The sequence below is a fragment of the Alcaligenes sp. YSL9 genome, from assembly GCF_030515105.1.
In the GTDB taxonomy this organism is placed as follows: domain Bacteria; phylum Pseudomonadota; class Gammaproteobacteria; order Burkholderiales; family Burkholderiaceae_B; genus Alcaligenes; species Alcaligenes phenolicus.
On sequence record NZ_JALXJU010000001.1, the window covers coordinates 380,728 to 401,029 of the forward strand.

At 55.2% G+C, this 20,302-nt stretch carries 11 protein-coding genes; 9 read left to right on the top strand and 2 right to left on the bottom strand.

All coding sequences use genetic code 11. From position 1 onward, the window contains the following. Positions 1-175 precede the first annotated feature (175 nt). The 6 genes from M2Q46_RS01760 to M2Q46_RS01785 all read left to right on the top strand — a co-directional run bounded on the left by M2Q46_RS01760 (position 176) and on the right by M2Q46_RS01785 (position 14,310). Positions 176-1,792, top strand: coding sequence for a ShlB/FhaC/HecB family hemolysin secretion/activation protein (locus M2Q46_RS01760; RefSeq protein WP_226349700.1), 1,617 nt, complete (start codon positions 176-178; stop codon positions 1,790-1,792). Positions 1,793-1,839: 47 nt separating this feature from the next. Next, entirely contained in the window at positions 1,840-10,635 is an 8,796-nt protein-coding gene (locus M2Q46_RS01765) for a hemagglutinin repeat-containing protein (protein ID WP_239055491.1), read from the top strand. Continuing rightward, positions 10,632-11,063 carry a hypothetical protein gene (locus tag M2Q46_RS01770; protein WP_060185969.1) on the top strand — a complete coding sequence of 144 codons (432 nt, stop codon included), beginning with the start codon at positions 10,632-10,634 and terminating at the stop codon, positions 11,061-11,063. The genes M2Q46_RS01765 and M2Q46_RS01770 overlap by 4 nt, the downstream gene beginning before the upstream one ends. A gap of 945 nt (positions 11,064-12,008) precedes the next feature. After that, the gene (locus M2Q46_RS01775) at positions 12,009-12,230 is read left to right on the top strand and encodes a hypothetical protein (RefSeq protein WP_155624336.1); all 222 of its coding nucleotides are present in this window, start codon (positions 12,009-12,011) and stop codon (positions 12,228-12,230) included. A 295-nt stretch (positions 12,231-12,525) separates the two neighbouring features. Continuing rightward, a complete protein-coding gene (locus M2Q46_RS01780) occupies positions 12,526-12,957 on the top strand; it encodes a hypothetical protein (RefSeq protein ID WP_060185968.1) in 432 nt (143 codons plus the stop codon). A gap of 516 nt (positions 12,958-13,473) precedes the next feature. Next, entirely contained in the window at positions 13,474-14,310 is an 837-nt protein-coding gene (locus tag M2Q46_RS01785; RefSeq protein ID WP_226349696.1) for a dienelactone hydrolase family protein, read from the top strand. A gap of 287 nt (positions 14,311-14,597) precedes the next feature. On the opposite strand, the gene recJ is transcribed toward M2Q46_RS01785, so the two are convergent. Both recJ and M2Q46_RS01795 read right to left on the bottom strand, forming a co-directional pair. Next, complete coding sequence (gene recJ, locus M2Q46_RS01790; RefSeq protein WP_115635146.1) at positions 14,598-16,322, bottom strand: single-stranded-DNA-specific exonuclease RecJ; 1,725 nt, start codon at positions 16,320-16,322, stop codon at positions 14,598-14,600. Then, positions 16,304-17,251 carry a hypothetical protein gene (locus M2Q46_RS01795; protein WP_137430912.1) on the bottom strand — a complete coding sequence of 316 codons (948 nt, stop codon included), beginning with the start codon at positions 17,249-17,251 and terminating at the stop codon, positions 16,304-16,306. Before M2Q46_RS01795 ends, recJ begins: the two co-directional genes overlap by 19 nt. Before the next feature lie 42 nt (positions 17,252-17,293). Here M2Q46_RS01795 and M2Q46_RS01800 point away from each other — a divergent pair, with 42 nt between their 5' ends. The 3 genes from M2Q46_RS01800 (at position 17,294) to M2Q46_RS01810 (ending at position 20,182) form a co-directional block, all read left to right on the top strand. Next, positions 17,294-18,568 (top strand): lipoprotein-releasing ABC transporter permease subunit, encoded by a 1,275-nt coding sequence (locus tag M2Q46_RS01800; RefSeq protein ID WP_009457991.1) that lies wholly within the window; start codon positions 17,294-17,296, stop codon positions 18,566-18,568. Then, positions 18,561-19,274: an ABC transporter ATP-binding protein gene (locus M2Q46_RS01805; protein WP_302356489.1), complete on the top strand. Its 714-nt coding sequence runs from the start codon at positions 18,561-18,563 to the stop codon at positions 19,272-19,274. The genes M2Q46_RS01800 and M2Q46_RS01805 overlap by 8 nt, the downstream gene beginning before the upstream one ends. Before the next feature lie 74 nt (positions 19,275-19,348). Next, the gene (locus M2Q46_RS01810; RefSeq protein WP_302356490.1) at positions 19,349-20,182 is read left to right on the top strand and encodes a TatD family hydrolase; all 834 of its coding nucleotides are present in this window, start codon (positions 19,349-19,351) and stop codon (positions 20,180-20,182) included. Positions 20,183-20,302: the final 120 nt, after the last annotated feature.

The following is a 20,302-nucleotide window of genomic DNA, read 5'->3' on the forward strand; positions in this document are numbered from 1 at the left end:
CACCCTTTGTTTACTTGGGTATCATTAGTCCCGCCAGTTTATAGGTATTAGAAAAAACTATTGATGCTTACGCAAAAGGATATAGGTGATGAGGGGCACGGTTTGGCCCAAGAGGTGGCCTTTGTTGGTTTTGTTTGCACCGTTTATTCCTGCATTGGCGCAGACACAAAATGGTATGGCGCAGGAATTGCTGCGGCAGCAGGAACGGGAACGTATCCTGCGTGAACAGCAAGAAACCTTGCCCGATGTGCGTTTGCCGCCTGTGCAGACCCCTGCTCCTGAGCAATTGCCTGATAAGGAAAGTCCTTGCTTTCCTATTTCACAAATACGGTTGGAGGGGGACCAGTCCCCGCGTTTTACCTGGGCCTTGAGGGCAGCCGACCCGGCCCATGATCCCGCTACGGGGCGTTGCCTGGGTACGGACGGGATCAACGTGGTGATGGCCCGTATTCAGAATGCGATTATCGCGCGTGGTTATGTCACAACGCGTGTGTTGGCGCCTGCACAAGATTTGCGTGCGGGCCAACTGACCTTAACGCTGGTTCCAGGTCGTGTGCGTGACGTACGTTTTACCGAAGAAACATCCTTGAAGGCGACAGCCTGGAACGCGGTTCCTATCCGACGGGGCGATTTACTGAATTTGCGCGATATTGAACAGGCTTTGGAGAATTTCAAGCGTGTTCCCACCGTAGAGGCAGATATTCAGATTGTTCCCGCTGAAGGCGACGATGCCCGGCCTGGCGACAGTGATCTATTAATCGCATGGCAGCAACGCTCGCCGCCGATCCGTTTATCGGCCCATTTAGATGACTCTGGCAGTAAGTCAACAGGCAAGCTGCAAGGGGGCGTGACCGTCTCGCTGGATGACCTGTTGATGCTGAACGACTTGTTTTACGTCAACCTTAACTACGACCTGTTCAGCAGCCGTGGCAAAGGTAACCGGGCACAGACCTTTCATTACAGTGTGCCCTATGGTTACTGGACGCTGGGCGCGACCATCAGTAGCTATAAATATCATCAAACGATTGCGGGCTACAACCAAGGCTATGTGTACAGCGGCACCAGTGACAATGCAGAGTTACGCTTGTCACGTTTGGTTTACCGTGACGCAACACGAAAAACAGCCTTGTTTGGCCGAGCCTGGACACGTCGCTCGAGTAACTTTATTGACGATGTGGAAATCGAGGTCCAGAACCGTCGCACGGGTGGCTGGGAGCTGGGGGTGACCCATCGTGAGTATTTGGGTAACAGTACCTTGGATGCGAGTGTGGCTTATCGCCGTGGCACGGGAGCCTTTAAAGCGAAAAGTGCGCCTGAGGAGCCCTTCGGAGAAGGCACCTCACGGATGAAGTTGATTACTGCCGATGTGCAGTTGATGGCGCCGTTCTCGCTGGGAACTCAGCGCGCCCGCTACATCAGTAGTTGGCGAGCGCAATGGAATCGTACGCCTCTGGTCCCGCAGGATCGCTTCTCTATTGGCGGCCGTTACTCGGTGCGTGGCTTTGATGGTGAGCTGATGCTCATGGGTGAGCGCGGTTGGGTCTGGCGCAATGAAATCGGTGTAGCGGTTGGTGCCGGCCAGGAACTGTACTTGGGTGCCGACTATGGTCATGTAGGTGGGCCATCCACACGCTGGCTTCAGGGACGCAACTTAGCGGGTTCCGTGATTGGGCTGCGAGGAGGGGCCAAGGGGTTTTACTGGGATCTGTACGCCGGTGTGCCTCTTCATAAGCCTGAAGGATTCAAGACCGATTCGGTCACGACGGGCTTTACCCTGAGCTGGTCCTACTGAACTGAACTTTTCTTTCTTATTTCGCGCCAGATCCAGAGTGTGATGATATGAACAAGAATTTATATCGTATTGTTTTTAACCGTACGTTGGGCTTATTCCAGGTTGTAGCGGAAATTGTGCGCCGCAATGGACCCGGTGGGCGTGCTGGTACGAGCACCACCGCGCATAGTCGCTTCCTGGCCGTTGTCAATCCTGTCTACTTTGCCTTGGCGATGGCACTTGGTCAGGTTTTTATGGTGCCGGTAGCCCATGCTCAGCTTGTAGCCGATCCGAATGCTCCGGGCAATCAGCAGCCAACGGTGCTGGAAGCAGCCAATGGGGTGCCGTTGGTTAACATCCAAACGCCTAGCGCTGCGGGTGTCTCGCGCAATACTTATCAGCAGTTTGATGTCGATACGCAAGGTGCGATTCTTAACAATTCCCGTACAAGTGTGCAGTCCCAATTGGGAGGCTGGGTGCAAGGCAACCCCTGGCTGGCGCAAGGGACGGCGCGCGTTATCTTAAATGAGGTCAACTCCAACGATCCCAGCCTGTTGCGGGGCTATGTGGAAGTGGCGGGTGATCGTGCGCAACTGATCATTGCCAACCCTGCGGGTATCTCGTGTGATGGTTGTGGTTTTATCAATGCTGACCGTAGCACGCTGACCACCGGCAAACCGATTATCAATGGTGGGGCGCTGGAGGGCTACCGTGTGCAAGGCGGCAGCATTTCGGTTTTGGGTCAAGGTTTGGATGCCAGTGCCGCTGACTATACGGATTTAATCGCCCGCTCGGTGCAAGTCAATGCAGGCATCTGGGCACAGCAATTACAGGTCACTACGGGTGCCAATGAAGTCAGTGCCGACCACAGCAAGGTGCAAGCCGTCGATACCGATAGCGGGGCGCCTGCATTTGCCTTGGATGTCGGCGCCTTGGGGGGCATGTACAGCCAGAAAATTGTTCTCGTGGGGACCGAGCGTGGGGTCGGGGTGCGTAACGCTGGTGCGATTGGTGCTCATGTGGGGCAGGTGGTGGTGACTGCCGATGGTCGTTTGGAAAATAGTGGCACGATACAGGCCAAGGCAGATACGCAGATACAGGCAAATGATGGCCTGGCAAACACCGGCGTCATTAGTGCGGGCCGTGAGCTGTCCATAGACAGTGTCAAGGATATTGATAACCGCCAGGGGACGCTGAACGCGCGGCGGGTGGCGATTAAAGCCCAGTCTTTGGATAATCAGGCAGGCACCATTGAGCAGGCTGGAACCCAGAGTTTGTCATTGTCAGCCGCTCAAATCAGCAACCGGGAGGGCGGTCGTATTGGTTTGATTGCTCAGGACTCATCGTCAGGAGAGCCCCCTCCTTCGGGGACCGGTGTGGATGGGGAAACGGGCGGTACGGGCGCTAATCCGGCGCCGGGCACTGGCCAGGAAGGCACGGGCGTTGGTAGCGTTGCGCCGCTGGAGCCGGGACAGCTTGATATTGCGACTAGCTTGGACAATACGGGTGGCCGTATTGTGGCTGGTGGCAATATCAATATGCTTGCCAAAGCGGGGCTGAATAATGATGGGGGACACCTGGGCCTAGGGCGGCTTGAGGTTAGCGGCGGCGACTTGAGTAACCGTCAGGGGGAAATCAAGCTTGCCGATCAGGCCCAAATTGCCGTCGGGCAGTTCCGTAATGACAAGGGCCTGTTGCAATCGGCCGGTTCGCTTGATCTGAGCGCACAGGAACTGTCCAATCGTGGCGGCCAGCTTGTCGCTACAGGCGATCAATCGACTCGTGTGCAGGTGGTGGGCACACTTGATAACCGTGACGGGGGAAAACTGGCCAGTAATGCTGATCTGAACATTCGAGCCGGTGTCTTGGAAAACAAGGAAGGTGAGGTTTTGCACGCAGGCAGTGGGCACCTTGACCTGTATGCCGCCAACTTGCAGGGGCAGCAAGGCCATATTGCCAGTAATGGCACCTTGAATCTTCGCGGTACAACGACAGACTTGCAACAGGCCACGACGCAGGCACAGACAATCAGCGTTGAGACTGGCACGCTCAATACCGCCAGAGGCACTTTGCTGGCCACGGGCGGGGATGCCCTGGTACTGAAGGCGCAGGACTCAATCGATAACCGTGACGGAATGATCATCGGCAATGGTCACGTGCAAGTGCAAGCGGGCGCGCTTCACAACCAGGGCGGTACGGTATCGTCCGCACAGACATTGAGCATGGATGTTCAAGAGTCGCTCAATAATCAAGGTGGCAAGGTATTGGGTGTGGCCGATGTGTTTATTGACGCCGGAACCGTCGATAACCGTGAAGGCGGTCTGCTTGTGTCCACGGACGGTGGCATGGAGGTACGGACACAGGGCCGTACCGAGAACGCCAACGGCATAGTACAAGGTGCTGCGGCTACCCGCCTGATGAATGCTGGGTTGGGCAATGCGGGGGGCATCGTGCTGGGCTCTCGTGTTGATGTTCATACCCAAGGGGCCTCGCTGGACAATGCCGGCGGCACCATTGCTAGCACGGATGGCACGTTGAATCTGGACAGTGGAGCATTGAATAATGCCGGCGGCTTGCTGCAATCGAACAAAGCGTTGCGTCTGGATACCCATGGGCAGGAACTGATCAACACAGGCTCGGGCAGTGCGGGCGGGATCGTGAGCGGCCAGGCCCTGACGCTGACCAGTGCGAATGTGGATAACCGTGAAGGGGTGATCTACAGCCAAGGTGATGCCAATCTGGAGCTGTCGGGCGTGGCGAACAATAGGGCTGGGCTGATAGCGGCAGGTAAGGCGCTACACCTTCAAGCGGAGCAGATTCTTAATCAGCATACTCAAGGCACAGATGCCAGCCCCTCTCGGGGCATACAAGGCAAACAGGTCACGTTGACGGCGGGTCATGTTGATAACACCAAGGGTGCGTTGGCTGCGGATGACTCCCTGGTGATTCGTGGAAGCGGTACGGCCAGTGTGGTGGATAACACGGCAGGCCAGTTGTATTCGGATGGCCGTATTGAACTGGCTGCCCATCGGGTGCTTAACCAGTCAGGTACGATGCTTGCCGGCCAATCCTTAGCGCTTGCCGCAGACACGGTAGGAGGTGATGGCAGCCTGCATTCAAAAGGCGATCTGAGCCTGTCTGTTCAGCAGAATTTCACTAACCTGAATGATATTCGGGCTAACGGCCAAGCAGTGATTCACTCGGCTGCACAGTTGAACAATCAGGGCGTGATTCAGGCGGGTACGCTTGAACTGCGTGGCGAACACGTCAATAACACGGTTACGGGGGAGATCAGCGGGGGGCGCACCACCGTTGTTGCCAAGGGAACGTTAAGTAATCGTGGCCTTATCGATGGCGCTCGAACTCATATTGATGTGGGCACGCTGGATAATGCGGGTACGGGTCGCCTATATGGGGATCATCTAAGCATTCAGGCCGATACTGTTAATAACCGGGAAGAGGGTGATCGTGCTGCTGTCATCGCCGCACGAGAGCGCTTGGACATCGGTGCCAAGCTTATTAATAATCGGGAGCAAGCGCTGATATTCAGTGCTGGCCCAGGTGCTGATGCTCTTAATGTCGGTGGTGCACTGGATGGGCAGGGGCAGGCGACCGGTCGCGCGGACCTGGTTCTGAATGACAGCGCCGTCATTGAATCTTTGGGTGGCATAAGCATCGATGCCAACCGTTTGCTCAATCGCAATCTGCATTTCAATACCGAATTGGTCCGGGTAGGTGAACCGACACAGCATACTTATATTCAGCCCTCGGGGGATCCGAACAAGCATGATATCAGTGAGTATCGGTGGGAAGGCTGGAGCCGCGCTGGACGCTATCGTCACCGGGAAACGGGTGCCGAGGTGCGCAACTGGACTCAGTATGAGATTACCCGCAGCGAATATGAAACCCAGGTGACCGAAAGTGCTCCATCCCTGATTCGCGCCGGTGGTAATCTCACTTTACATGGCAATGAGCTGCTGAACGACAAGAGTCAGATCATTGCTGGTGGCGTTCTTCAGGGTGATTTGGATAAGCTAAAGAATGAAGCGGTCTTTGGGCAGCATGTCATTCGCCAGGCTGGAACCAGCCAATACACCTACAGCCGGTGGCGGGGTGGTTTCAAGCGTTATCACCAGCGCAAATGGCATTCGAAAATTGCCTATAACCCGGCTGATAGCGTCACTACATTCAGCCTGGATGTATCTAAGCTTATCGAGAATGCGGCGGGACAAGGCAGTGGCTTTGCCATTGATGATCGACAGACGGCTCAGGTGGGGGGGCAACTGGAGCGCAATGGCGCCGTGGAGCGCAAGCCAATAAGTGAAGTTCAGGCTCAGGCCCCTGGCTTCAATGGTGATACGCTCGAGCACATCCGGATGGTTCAGGTCGATACCGAGATCCCCACTAACAGTTTGTTCCGCACCAGCCCCGATGCTGGTACTTATCTGGTTGAGGCCGACCCGCGATTTACCGACTATCGCCAATGGCTCAGCTCGGATTATATGTTGACCCGGCTTGGCTATGATCCTGTCACGATGCTCAAGCGTCTGGGCGATGGGTTTTATGAGCAAAAGCTGGTTCGTGACCAGATCAATCAATTAACGGGACGCCGTTTTTTGGAAGGCTACGTCAATGATGAGGAGCAGTATCGTGCTTTGCTGGAGGCGGGCAGCTCCTATGCCAAGAAATGGAATTTGCGCCCTGGAGTCGCGCTCAGTACAGAGCAAATGGCTCAACTGACCAGCGATATGGTTTGGCTGGTCGAGCGTGATGTCACCTTACCGGATGGCAGCAAGGCCCGTGCTTTAGTGCCGCAAGTCTATGTTCGCGTCAGACCGGATGATCTTGATGGGAGCGGCACCTTAGTGGCGGCCAACGCGATCGATCTTGCTATCAAGGATGATGTGCTTAATTCCGGAATGATTGCCGGGCGTACAGCCGTCCGGATCACGGGACAGAACCTGCGTAATCTGGGAGGGCGTATTGCCAGTGACGCAGTGGTCCTTAGTGCCCGTGAGGATATTGACAATGTGGGTGGCACGATCCAGGCCAAGAGCGCCTTGCTGCTTGATGCCGGACGCGACCTTAACGTGGTCAGCACGACCCACAGTGATGTCAAGCAGGCAGGGAAAAGTGACTTTAGCCGGACCAACCTAGACCGGGTGGCGAGCCTTTACGTGACCAATTCTGATGGCATTCTGTTGGCGGCAGCCGGTCGTGACCTCACACTGAATGCAGCACAAGTGATCAATAGCGGCAAGGACGGCCAGACTGCGCTGGTGGCCGGTCGTGATGTCAGTCTGGGGACCGTCGCCATTGCAGAACAAGAGAATAATGTTCTTGATGCCAACAACTACCTGAAGCAAGGTTATGAGCGGGAGGTAGGCACCAGTATCACGACCGCGGGGGACGTACGGGTACAAGCAGGTCGAGACTTGACAGCGCTTGCCGCGACCGTGACCAGTGAGCAAGGCGCTGTGGTCGCTGTTGCGCAAGGCGAGGCCCAGATTTTGGCCGGACAAGATAGTCGTAACTGGAGTGAAGGCCGGCAAATCAAAAGTCGTGGTCTGCTCAGTTCCAAGAAAATGACCACCCGCGACAGTCTGGAGGAAACAACGGCCGTATCCAGTACCTTCAGTGGTAAGACCGTGGCTGTGCAAGGGGAAAATGTCACGGTCACTGGCAGCAATCTGGTGTCTGATGCGGGTACCGTTATTGCGGCCCGCAATGATCTGACCATTCAGGCCGCAACAGATACCAAGCAGGAAAGCCATTTCAAGCGGGTCGACAAATCCGGTTTCATGACTGGCGGCGGTTTGAGTTTCACGATTGGCAAGCAGATGCAAAGTGCTGACCAACAGGATGCCAGCACACGGGCAGCGGCCTCGACAATCGGCTCGACGGATGGGGATGTCATGTTGGCAGCGGGTAATCGCTATCAGCAGACAGGTAGCCATGTTCTGGCACCCAAAGGCGATATCGACATTCATGCTAAGCGGGTGGATATTCTTGAGGCTCGTGAAACCGGCATAAACATTCAGGAAAGTAAGTTTCGCCAGTCGGGCCTGACAGTGGCTTTGACCTCGCCGGTCATTTCCGCTATTCAGACAGGTCAGCAGATGAAGCGGGCCTCCAGCGATACCTCTGATACCCGAATGAAAGCCTTAGCGGCCGCCACGACGGGGCTGGCGGCCGTCAATGCCTACGATGCGGTCAGCGCTGACCCTACAACGGCCGGGGGGATCAACCTCTCGATTACGGTCGGTTCCAGTAAAAGCGACAGTAAGTCCAAGACCTCCTACGACACAGCCGCCGACTCTACGGTGGCAGCAGGTGGAAATGTCCGTATTAGTGCGACGGGTGCGGGCCAGGATTCCGACCTGACGGCGCGTGGCAGTACGGTCAGCGCAGGGGGCGATGTTCATCTGAAGGCTGATGGCGACATCAACTTGCTGGCGGCAGAAAACACGGTCCAGACTGACCGCAGCAGCAGTAGTTCCAGTGCTGGCGTGGGGGTGGCCGTTTCCTTGGGGTCCAATGGGATTGGCTTTGGTGTGACGGCTAACGCCAGTCGTGGCAAGGGCAAAGGCGAGGGTAAAGACCTGACCTGGAGTCATAGCTATGTCACCGCGGGAGACCGTCTGGTGCTGGAGTCCGGCGGTGATACGAATCTGCGCGGCGCGGTAGCCCGTGGTCAGCAAGTGGTGGCGGATGTGGGGGGCGATCTCAATATAGAGAGCCTGCAAGATACGAGCCGCTTTACCAGCAAGGACAGTAATGTTGGTGGCAGCGTGATGGTAGGAGTCGGTTTTTCGGCCAGTGCCAACGTTGGCAAGCAGAAGATCAATAGTGATTACGCCAGCGTTCACGAGCAGTCTCGTATTGAGGCTGGGGATGCGGGCTTCCAAATCACGGTCAAAGGGAATACGGACCTGAAAGGGGCCGTCATCACCGCTTCAGAGCAAGCCGTCAAGGACGGGCTTAACACCTTGACGACGGGTACGCTGACCGCAAGCGATATAGACAATTACGCCCATTACAAAGCCAGCAGTATGAGTCTGGGGGTTGGGTATAGTTCAGGCGGCAGTGATACCTCATCGGGTGTAGGTACGGACCAGCAAGGCCAAGCTGCCACGGGCGAGCAGGTGCCTGGCACCACCTTGCCCAACACGGGCGGCTTTAGCGCCAGCCCGCCAATGGTCATGGCGGCCAGCGGCAAGAGCAGCAGCACCACGTATAGCGGCATTAGTGGCGCCCAAATCACGATTACGGATCAAGCTAAACAACAGCTTCTCACCGGGGAAACACTGGATGAGCGTCTGGCCAGTTTGAACCGTGACGTATTGACGGGCCAGGACGGCAGCAATGCCCTCAAGCCGATTTTCAACGAGCGAGAAATCCAGGCGGGCTTTGAGATTGTCGGAGCGTTGCAACGCGAGACCGGCGTATTCCTGAATAATCGGGCCAACGAAGCCACTGCCGCTAAGAAGGCATTGGATCGTGAACGAAGCAAACCGGAAGGTGAGCGTGATCCTGCACGTTTGGCAGCGCTTGAGCAACAGCTAAAAGCCACGGCAATCTGGGCCCCGGGTGGTACGGGTCGTCAGGTGTTAACGGCCTTGGCGGCAGCTGCGGGCGGCAACGTGACTGGTGCTTCATCCCAGTTTGCCCAGAATCTGGTGGTCAATTACCTGCAACAGCAAGGGGCAGGGTATATCGGCGGCTTAGTTAAAGACGGCACACTGACCGAAGGCAGTGCCTTGCATGCCGCCTTGCACGGTGTGCTGGCGTGTGCGGGAGCGGCGGCCAGTAATCAAGGTTGTGCCGACGGTGCGTTAGGCGCTGCAAGCAGTAGCTTGTTGACCAATTTGTTCTTGGATCAACCGGGAGAGACGGCGCAGGCAAAAGAAGCGAAGCGCAATCTGATTGCAACGCTGGTGGCCGGCATCAGTGCGACCGGTGGCCTGGAGGCGGCTACCGCCACCAACAGCGCTATTGCTGCCCTTGATAACAACTATCTGACGCAATCGGCTGTCGATAAAGTGAAAGCCTGCCTGAGCGGCAAGACCTGCTCGTCCGAGGAGCAAAAGAGGGTCAGTAAGGAAGAGGCTGAACGTCTCAGTCAGTTGCTTGATCGAGAAATGAATGCGCTGTGCGCGGCCAATCCGGTGGGGGATGCATGTCGTACTGCGGTCAATACGGCTACGCAGTACATAGCCATGCAAGATGCCTGGGCCTTATTGAATGGAGACGTGACCCGTTCGTCCAAAAACACCTTTGATTATGTCTACAACAGCCTCGGGGCCGAATCACGCTTTGCGCTGTACTACAACACCATTGATAACCGGGCGGACTTCTTTGGTGCATCGGACCGCTATGAGCAACATGTCGGTTCGGGGGCGAAGTGGTATGGGGGTGCGGAAGATGTATCGCGTGCAGCCTTAACAGGCCTGGGTGCGGACGGAAAGGGTTCAGGATATTCATTCCTGTTCGGTTCGCTTCTCGCGGGGGTAAATGCAGACACAATTTATGATTGGAGGCAAGAAGCTGGTAATTCGCTAATGAGCGCCGGGTTCTCAAATTTCAAGGACTTGTATAACCAAGATCTTGACCCAGTGCAGTGGGATATCAATCAACTACGAAGTGAACAACAAACCTTGCAGCCTATCCATCAAAAATACTTGAAGGACCGCGTAGTGTTTACATGGGTATCTAAAACGATGACCAATAGTGATGGTCTGGGCGCAATACTGCCAGATAGACAAACCGCACCCGGCGGGATCGATATTCTGGACTATAACTCGCGGATAAATTACGGATGTAAGCTGCTAGGTTATAGCCAGGAACAGGGGTGCAAACCATGAGTCCATACCCACGCTGGCGTGTATTTTTGAGTTTCTTGCTTTGTCCCGTGCTGGCCGGCCCATTTATTGGGGTGTGGCTGGCCTTGTCGGGGTCACAGCCCGGGGATGAGGCATGGGTGGTACTGGTAGGCAGTATGGCAGGTGCTTTGCTGGCCGCACTCAATGCGCTTGTTTTCTATGGTGTTCCAGCGCTGCTATTAGCCTTGCTCTATAGCGTAGTGAAACCTACAAAAACAGGGCTTAGTGTCTTATTGATTACCATTCTGGGGGCGCTGACTGCGTTGTTTTGGAATATGTTTGTGTTTCCCGGTCTTAAGGATTGGGCGAGCGCGTTGTTGGGGGGGGGCACGTCACTATTCATGGCCCTATGGGCCTTACCTAAGCAGTCCCCAAATTCGCACCTGAAAGGCACGATGTCGGACACGTAGCACAGCCTGGGGACGTAAGTGACATAACCTAGGCATGCTGAGCTTGTGTTATGAACTCTTCAACTAAGGTGGAGGCTAGTACATATAGCCTCCACCTACGCGTTTCTACTCAGAGGATTTTTCTTTGCAAGTTTCACGGCAAGGAAAAGGGCTTGAGCATCAGTGGCAATTTGCAATAGGTGATAAGCACTGAGTTTTTGTGTTCATGCTTGATTAACGTGCTGAGATGATTATGTGGTCCGACTATAAAAGATACGGAATGAAATTGAACAGAATTGGATGAAAGTTGATGGTTGTTTTTAGACTTTTCTGTTCGGGTCTGCTTTAGCTGGAATAAACGCAGATACTATTTATGATTGGCGGGCAGAAGCGGGTAGCGCCTTGATGAATGCGGGCTTTAGCAACTTCAAAGCCCTGGATAACCACGGAGGCGACCCGGTGCGGTGGGATATTAATCAGTTAATAAGTGAGCAGCAAACTTTGCGGCCTATCCATGAAGGTTATCTTAAGGATAGATTTTTATTTGGGTTGATGTCCGAATGGCAGACTAATACAAACTCTATATTAGGTGCTGGAAATAATTTTGTTACTTCTGATAAGCAGGGGCAGCCTGGTGGGATTGATGTCTTGGATTATCAGTCTCGTGTTAGATACGGATGTAGGCTTCTAGGTTATTCTGAACAGCAAGGTTGCACACCATGAAGGGCTATCCATACTGGAAAGTTGGTCTGGGGTTTATTTTGTGCCCTGGAATTGCGGGTGTTATTGCAACTTTAGTGGGAACCTATTATCAAATAATAGATCCGAAAATAAGTTGGCTTGGGGTTTTGGGTTTTTTTTTCTGGTTCTTTGCCGGTAATAGTTTTTTTTACTATCGTTATTAATATTCCACCGGCTTTTATTATATCTATGGTTTTGTTGTTTTTTCGTCCTTTTCGATCGTTGATGAGTTTGTTGTTTATTTCTATTTTTGGTGGGTTTCTGGCTTTTTTCTGGGGTCAGTATATATCTCCTGCTAATGATGGGCTTGGTTATTGGGAGGCAATTTCTGAAAATTGGTTAACCACGCCGTTTGCCAGTGCATTTGTACTTGGCGCGATTTCGTCATTGGTGATGGCGTTTTGGGTTTTGCCTAAACGGTCTGAAGTAAGCGACAGAAAACAGTGAAATAGTTGAAATTAACCCGGTCATGAATTGGTGAAAGCCAACGTAAATGGGTTTTATTAAATATTAAGACGATAGATCGATCATTTTCTTAACACCCTGTCCACTTGGAGCGGGTGAGCGAAGAGCATAACGGTGCGAGCAATCATGGTAATCAATAGCGCCATGACAGCCCTTGATGGCTTATGGGTCTTGCCTAAGTACCCTAGAGGCGAATAAGTTGATTCATCTTGGAAGAAGGGCTTAGGTTCGTTTTGCGTATAAGTTTTTGATGTATAGCCAATCAGGGGGGCGAAGCATGAGTCCGTACCCACGCTTGCGGGTATTTTTGGGTTTCTTGTTGTGTCCCATGCTGGCGGGTCTGTTTATTGGGGTGTGGCTGGCGCTCTCGGGGGCCCAGTCCGGGGATCAGGCTTGGGTGGTGCTGGTAGGCAGTATGGCAGGTGGTTTGTTGGCCGCTCTTAATGCACTTGCTTTTTATGGCGCCCCAGCGCTGTTACTGGCCTTGATCTATAGCGTGGTGAAACCTACCAGAACATGGCTTAACGTTTTATTAATTGCGCTTCTAGGAGCATTGACCGCCTTACTGTGGAACATGTTTGTATTTCCAGGCCTGAAGGATTGGGCGAGTGCGTTACTGGGAGGCGGCACCTCATTGTTAATGGCCATATGGGCCTTGCCTAAGCAGGCCCCAAATTCGTACCGGAAAGATAAGGTCCCGGAAAAGTAACGGAGCCTGAATAAATAGGTGATCTAGCCTGTGGGTGTGTTGAGCTTATTTCTTGGACGCCTTAACTAAGCCAAAAGGCAAGAGAGGGTAAGCCCAAAGTTGAACGGCTCAGTTTGATCAGGTGAGTGCCGGGGCTTGTCTGGACACAAAATTCAAGGATTAGCGCTAGGTATTTCGTTACCTAAGGTATGGATTGTGCCTGTTCGAGGCAGTACCGTGCGCCATGTTCTGAGAGCGCCAATAGGCTTAAGGGGTTGTTAACCTCGGTTGAATCGCAGTTCCAATTATGTTGCACTAGGCTTGGAGCCGCATTGTTGTCGTACTGTCTGGCGGCAGCGCTTGGCCTTGTGTTTTGAACGAGATTTTCTGGTAGTGGTGGCGATGAAGAAGAGTAGGCAGAACCTGGTAAATAATCGGATTGATGCGGGATATATAGTAAGAGACTTCAGCTTTAGGTCTGGTTCGCGGATCAGGAACCTGGTCTCAGCGGCTTTGGCTCTTGTGTTGGGCGGGGCCATGCTGGGAGTAGCGCAGGGGGAACCGGTACAGCCTGAGCAGCTTCGTTTTCCTAGTCTGGATAAGTGGAAGGGCGATCAGGCTTTAACGCTGGACGGATACCTGTTCAAGCCCGCAGGCGCTGCGCCTTTCCCTGCTGTTGTCATGTTTCATGGCTGCGCCGGTGCATTATCCGTCAAGACTGGGCGCATTACCTCGCGATTTACCAATATGGCGCACTTGCTCAACGAGATGGGCTATGCGGTGTTGATTGTGGACAGCTTTAATCCACGTGGCGTGTCACAAATATGCACGACACCTCTTGCGGACCGGGATATTAAGAACAGACACCGGATCAGGGATGCCTATGGGGCCTTGCAGTACTTAAATTCGCGCCCTGACATTGTGACTGACAAGATCGGTGCCATCGGGTTTTCGCACGGGGGTAGCGGTGCGTTGTCGGCAATGGACGCGACAAGCGAAGCGTATAAGCGCTCGGGACAGCAATTTGCAGCGGCGGTGGCCCTATACCCAGGCTGCGGCTGGCAGTCGCGCAAGCGCCCCGAGTTTTCTGCGTATGGCCCTTTGTTGATTTTGGCTGGCGAGAAAGACGACTGGACGCCGGTAGCGCCGTGCAGAGATTTGACGACTCGTAGCCAGCAGCGCAACGAGCCTGTTGAACTGATTGTGTATGAAGGCGCCTATCATGCCTTTGACAGCGAAAATGAAGTCTACGTCCGTAAGAATGTACCTAACGGTGTTAATGGTCAGGCAGGAGTGCATGTGGGAGCCAATCCCGCTGCCCGCGAAGCGGCCTATAAACGCATTCGCGAGTTCTTCCGTGAGCATTTGAGCTAAGCCGTCCAAAAGGTGGGTTCTGACGCTGGGCAGTGCATAGGCGGACCAGAACAGCAGCCCTTTTCGAGCGCTCTTTATTGGTTCAGCTCAAACGAGATATGCCCCAGGCACCCTGGCAGGCTAAGGGTTTTATCCGAATGGGGCGCATCATTGTTGAGGGCAGTGCTGATTCTGCGTAGGTTTGCCTCGTATTCTCCCATCGTGAGTGCGCTACCCCTGTTTGTGTGTGATGAGCGAGGGATAGCGGTCACGGATATGTTATTGGGAAGGGCAGTGCTTGGGTTCGGTCAGCGGGATGGATCGTTGGGGCAGTCCTGGGCAAATTCAATAATGAATTGCACGCTGACGTTTCCATTCCATTCGTTCTGGTCCAAGCGATAAGCGGCTTCGATATGCTCGGACAGCAAGGTATCGCGATTGAACCAAATGGCATCGAAGTATTCGCCGTTACGCTCCAGACTCAATTTCAGATGCTTGTTTTTCAGTAAGCGCTGCTGGCGCACAAAGAATCGGTCATGGAATACTGGTGCTGGAAAACCTGCGCCCCAGACTTGTTTTTGTAGCATGCCGGCCACCGTAATATTGATGTGCTCGGGCTCCAGCGAACCGTCCGTTTCGATGACAGGATCAAACTGGAAGCGGCCTGTCAGTTCCTGCACGGCTTCTTCAAAAGCTTGCACAAACACATCGTAATTATCTTCTTCGATTGTCAGGCCAGCTGCCATGGCGTGGCCACCAAACTTCAGAATCAGGCCGGGGTAGCGTTTGGAGACCAGATCCAGCGCATCGCGCAGGTGGACGTCGGGGATGGAGCGGCCCGAACCTTTGATCTCGCCTTCGTCACCTTGTGCAAACGCCAGGGTAGGACGCCAGTACTTTTCTTTCAAACGCGAGGCGACCAGGCCAACCACGCCCTGGTGCCATTCGGGGTGGAACACGCACACAGTGGCGCTGGTGTCCGGTTCGGCCAGTTCGGCTGCGCGCAGGGCCTCTTCGCGCATGGATTGCTCAATCGAGCGGCGATCCTGGTTCATGTCCTCCAGTTCGCGAGCCAAATTAGCGGCCTCGTCTTCGTCATCCGTGATCAGGCAGCGTATGCCCAAGGCCATATCGGCCAGTCGACCGGCGGCGTTGATGCGTGGCCCCAGGGCAAAACCCAGATCAAAGGCGCTGGCCTGCCGCGGGTCACGGCCAGCAACCTGGAACAGGGCGCGCAGCCCAGCCTGCATCTGGCCCTTGCGCATGCGCTCCAGCCCTTGGGTGACGATCAGGCGGTTATTGGCATCCAGGCTGACTACGTCGGCCACGGTCCCCAGGGCGACCAGATCGGCCAGTTCGTTCAGGCGTGGGCCTGCATTGGCCTCATATACCCCGCGCTGACGCAGCTCGGCACGCAAAGCCAGCATCAGGTAAAAAATAACGCCCACACCGGCCAGGTTCTTGGAGGGGAACTCACAGCCGGGCTGATTGGGGTTCACAATCGCCAGGGCATTGGGCAACTCATCGCCGGGCAGGTGGTGGTCTGTGACCAGAACTTTCATGCCCGCCATATGAGCGGCTTCCACACCATCAATACTGGCAATGCCGTTATCCACGGTAATCAGCAGATCCGGTTTGCCCGAGGGATGTTGCTCAGCCAGTTCGACCACGGCGGGTGACAGGCCATAGCCGGTTTCAAAACGGTTTGGAACCAGAAAGTCCACGACTGCGCCCATGCTGCGCAGCGCGCGCAGGCCGACTGCACAGGCGGTAGCGCCGTCACAGTCGTAGTCGGCAATGATCAGCATGCGGTCCCGGCGGGCAATGGCATCGGCCAGCAAGACGGCGGCTTCACGAGCCTGGGTCAGCATATTGGGCGGAATCATGTTGCGCCAGGCCGGATCGATCTGGGCGGCATCGGTTACACCCCGGGAGGCCAGCAGACGGGCCATTAAATCGTGAATCCCGGCCTGTTTCAGGGCGTGGCTGGCGGCTTCTTGAGCGGGACGGTTTTTCAGGATAGGGGTGACCACCACTGACTCCAGTTAGAGGTTTGTTTGAACAGGGACAGGGGCCAGATGCGGCGCGAGGCGGGACCGACGTGAGCATAGCGGTCCAGTCCGGTCAGCACCAGTTCTGGCATGGGCCCTGCGGCCAGGGGGGCGAGCACGGTACGATCCAGCTCGGCCAGTTGTTGCAGCCAAAGCCCCCAGTCTTGACGTATCAGGCTGTCTTGCAAGTCATCAATAATGCGCAGTTCGGCGGGCTCGGGGCCTAATTGCTGACAGGACGCTCCGCCAAACAGCCACAAGCTGTTCACATTGGGCAGACCCGCCTGTTCGCGCTCCTGATTGTCCGGCAGGGAAAAGGCCAGCATTTGAAATTCATTGATAAGACGACGCCAGGGGCGGGTTTGCACATCCTGTGTCCACCAATTATTCAAATTGCTTTGGCTGACCAGTTCTGTGGAGGCCGCTTGCACCGTAAAATCAGCCGGTGGAGTGACACGCCACAAGGCCGGGCTGATGTACTCGAATTGAAAGCCGGTGTCGTCCAGATAAGGGCGAATGGCCTCCAGCAAGGCGCGGCTATAGGACTCAGTCAAGGCCAGTTGCTCGCTGGGTATCAGCATGGCGCCCTCGCGAGAGGGGGCAATGTGCACCAGCTCTGCCAGCCAGACAGCTTCTTCAGGTGTCACCGAGTGGATTTGTTTCAACTGGCGTAGCCGCAAAGGGGCCAGACCTGCGCTAAGATGCTGGGCTTGGTGCGCCGTAAAGCCGTGGGCGTGCAAAAGCCAGGCTTGTGCTGGCGTGCACAGGTCCTCGGACGGGTCGCGTACCGACAGCGTGCCTTTGCCCTGAGTCAGTAACTGAACCAGTGAAGGGGCCGTCTGGGGCAAGTGTTTGATGAGTTCGCGCGCGATGGCCGGTTCCGGCAGCGCACCGTTGATTACGATCTGCATGACAGCGATTGTAGTGTTTTCTTTGAGGCGATAGCAGCTCGCATGGGATACGAATTTTGGATTGGAGCGCGGTATGCCGGCCTGGCCAAGGGCCGCAAACGGCGTGGGGGACGAAAAGACCGTTTTGTCTCCTTTATTGCGGGCAGCTCGATGGCGGGGATTGCCCTGGGGGTAGCCGCGCTGATTGTCGTGCTGTCTGTCATGAACGGTTTTCAGACCCAGGTGCGTGATCGCATGCTGTCGGTCTTGCCGCATATTGAGTTGATTGTGCGCAATGCCGATCATCAGCAAGTCCTGAATGAATGGAAGTCGCTGGCCCAAAAAGCCCAGACCAATCCGGCGGTGGTGGGCTCGGCCCCCTATGTGGCCGGGCAGGGCATGCTGGTGCGCAGTAATCAATTGATGGGCGTGCAGGTACGTGGCATTGAGCCTGATCAGGAAAGCAAGGTGTCCGAGCTGGCCCAGCAAATGGTCATGGGCCGACTGGAAAATCTGCAGCCAGGCACTTTCGGGATTGTGCTGGGCGAGCAGTTGGCCAATCAGTTACGTGTCAGTACGGGCGATACGATCATGCTGATGGCCCCGCAAGGCTCGATCTCGCCAGCCGGCTTTTCGCCACGCATGCGCCAGTTCACGGTAACCGGCGTGTTTTCCTCCGGCTATTACGAATACGATGCCAGCCTGGCTTTTGTGAACGTGGATGATGCTTCCAAGATTTTCCGCGACAGTGGCAATAGTGGTGTGCGTCTGCGTATTAAAGATATGCAGCAGGCCCCCATGGTGGCTCAGGAGTTGGCCAGCAAAATGCCGCGCAACGTGCTGGTGTCGGACTGGACAGCTAATAACCGTACCTGGTTTGCCGCTGTGCAAACCGAAAAACGCATGATGTTTCTGATTCTGGCCTTGATTGTGGCCGTGGCGGCTTTCAACCTGCTGTCTTCCTTGGTGATGGCCGTGAAAGACAAGCAGTCGGATATTGCGATTCTGCGCACTATTGGTGCCACCCCCAGCGAGATTGCCCGTATTTTCCTGGTGCAAGGTGCTTTGATTGGCGTTGTGGGTACCTTGCTGGGCGTCGGTTTGGGTACCTTGATTGCCTACAATATCGACGTGATCGTGCCCTTTATTGAAAACCTGATGGGTCGTAAATTCCTGCCTCAGCAGATTTACTTCATCAGCGAATTGCCTTCCAATCCGCAGGTCTATGACATTGTGCTGATTGCTATCGTCTCGCTGGTTTTGTCCTTCCTGGCCACGCTGTACCCAAGCTGGCGTGCTTCCAAGCTTCAACCTGCACAGGTGCTGCGTCATGACTGATCTTATCGCTCCAACCGTGCTGCGCGCGCGCGATGTCAGCGTCCACTACGAGGAAGGTGGCAACAGCATTCAAGTGCTTTCCGGGGTGAATCTGGAAGTGTGTCGTGGCGAGATGGTGGCTATTATCGGCGCTTCCGGCTCGGGTAAAAGTACCTTGCTGCACGCTTTGGGCCTGCTGGACAAGCCTGATACAGGCAGCATCGAGGTTAACGGCACCCAGACAGAGAGTCTGAATGAAAGCGAACGCAGTCAGCTGCGCAACAAGGTGCTGGGCTTTGTGTACCAGTTCCACCATTTGCTGCCTGAGTTTGATGCGCTGGACAATGTGGCCATGCCCTTGATCGTGCGTTGCATGAAGCGCCCAGAGGCGCGCGAGCAGGCTCAGCAGGTTCTGGAACAAGTGGGTTTGTCCCAGCGCGTGCATCACTATCCGGGTCAGTTGTCCGGGGGCGAGCGTCAGCGAGTGGCCTTGGCGCGTGCTTTGGTCACACGACCTGCCTGCGTCCTGGCGGACGAGCCTACGGGTAATCTGGACCGCTATACCGCTGAAGGCATGTTTGAACTGTTAAGCCGGGTCAATGAAGAGTTCGGCACGGCTTTTGTCATCGTGACCCATGACCAGGCCCTGGCCTCCCTGGCCCATCGTCAGCTGGTCATGGACAAGGGCTATCTGACCCAGGAAATCAGGGCCGAGCGCCGGGTCTAATACCTGGCAGGGGCGTGGGGCTGTCATACCGCGTCCTTCCCTTTGAGGGGCTGAGGTTTGTGGGGAGTCTCGTTATGCTTATCGATACGCATTGTCATCTGGATGCTCCCGAATTTGCTCAAGACCGAGAGCAGGTGATTGAGCGTGCCCGCGTGGCGGGTGTACGTTCGATTGTGGTGCCGTCCGTAGGTGTATTTGACTTTCAAGCTGCCCGTGAGACCGCGATGGCAGCAACCGGAGGCGTGTATGCGCTGGGGATTCACCCCCTGTTTACTCCTGAAGCGGGGGCAGTAGATCTGGAAGCCCTGGAGCAGGAAATCCAGCTGCGTCTGGACGACCCGCGTTTTGTCGCCTTGGGTGAAATCGGTCTGGATTACTTTGTGCCAGAGCTGAAAACCGAAGAGGCTAGTCGTCATCAGGAATGGCTGTATGAAGCTCAATTGGCCATGGCGCAACGCTATGGCTTGCCTGTACTCCTGCATGTGCGTCGCTCTCAAGACCGGGTGCTGAAATATCTGCGGCAATTTCCGGGAGTAGGCGGAATCGCCCATGCTTTTAACGGTAGTGAGCAGCAGGCGCAGATGTTCGTACGCCAAGGCTGTGCGCTGGGTTTTGGTGGGGCCATGACCTTTGGCCGAGCCAAGCAGATTCGCCGTCTGGCGCAGGATATGAGTCTTGATGATATTGTGCTGGAAACCGATGCGCCGGATTTGGCGCCGTCCTGGCTGGTGGAGCCGGGGACTCCCTTGGCATCGGTTCGCAATGAGCCGGCTGAGGTGAAAGGAGTCGCGGAGAGTCTTGCAGAGCTGCGGGGGACGGGCGTGGCTGATGTCATTCGCCAGACCGGGGCCACGGTACGACGAGTCTTGCCAAGGCTGGATGCGTTTTTGTCTAGCCAGGGGTATTAGGCTGGGGGCAGGCTTTTTGATGTTGCCAGAACTGCTTTTTCACTGGGCTTTCACTCCTGGTTTATCTGTCAGGTAAGAGGCGCGTTTTGCCTATCGGTACAAGCCGATATGAGCAAAGTG

Bases quoted from the DNA above. Each gene is read 5' to 3' on its own strand.
- M2Q46_RS01810 (WP_302356490.1), top strand. From the start codon at position 19,349: ATGCTTATCGATACGCATTGTCATCTGGATGCTCCCGAATTTGCTCAA.
- M2Q46_RS01770 (WP_060185969.1), top strand. From the start codon at position 10,632: ATGAGTCCATACCCACGCTGGCGTGTATTTTTGAGTTTCTTGCTTTGT.
- M2Q46_RS01800 (WP_009457991.1), top strand. From the start codon at position 17,294: ATGGGATACGAATTTTGGATTGGAGCGCGGTATGCCGGCCTGGCCAAG.
- M2Q46_RS01805 (WP_302356489.1), top strand. From the start codon at position 18,561: ATGACTGATCTTATCGCTCCAACCGTGCTGCGCGCGCGCGATGTCAGC.
- M2Q46_RS01760 (WP_226349700.1), top strand. From the start codon at position 176: ATGGCGCAGGAATTGCTGCGGCAGCAGGAACGGGAACGTATCCTGCGT.
- M2Q46_RS01780 (WP_060185968.1), top strand. From the start codon at position 12,526: ATGAGTCCGTACCCACGCTTGCGGGTATTTTTGGGTTTCTTGTTGTGT.
- M2Q46_RS01765 (WP_239055491.1), top strand. From the start codon at position 1,840: ATGAACAAGAATTTATATCGTATTGTTTTTAACCGTACGTTGGGCTTA.
- M2Q46_RS01775 (WP_155624336.1), top strand. From the start codon at position 12,009: ATGAGTTTGTTGTTTATTTCTATTTTTGGTGGGTTTCTGGCTTTTTTC.
- M2Q46_RS01785 (WP_226349696.1), top strand. From the start codon at position 13,474: ATGCTGGGAGTAGCGCAGGGGGAACCGGTACAGCCTGAGCAGCTTCGT.
- M2Q46_RS01795 (WP_137430912.1), bottom strand. From the start codon at position 17,251: ATGCAGATCGTAATCAACGGTGCGCTGCCGGAACCGGCCATCGCGCGC.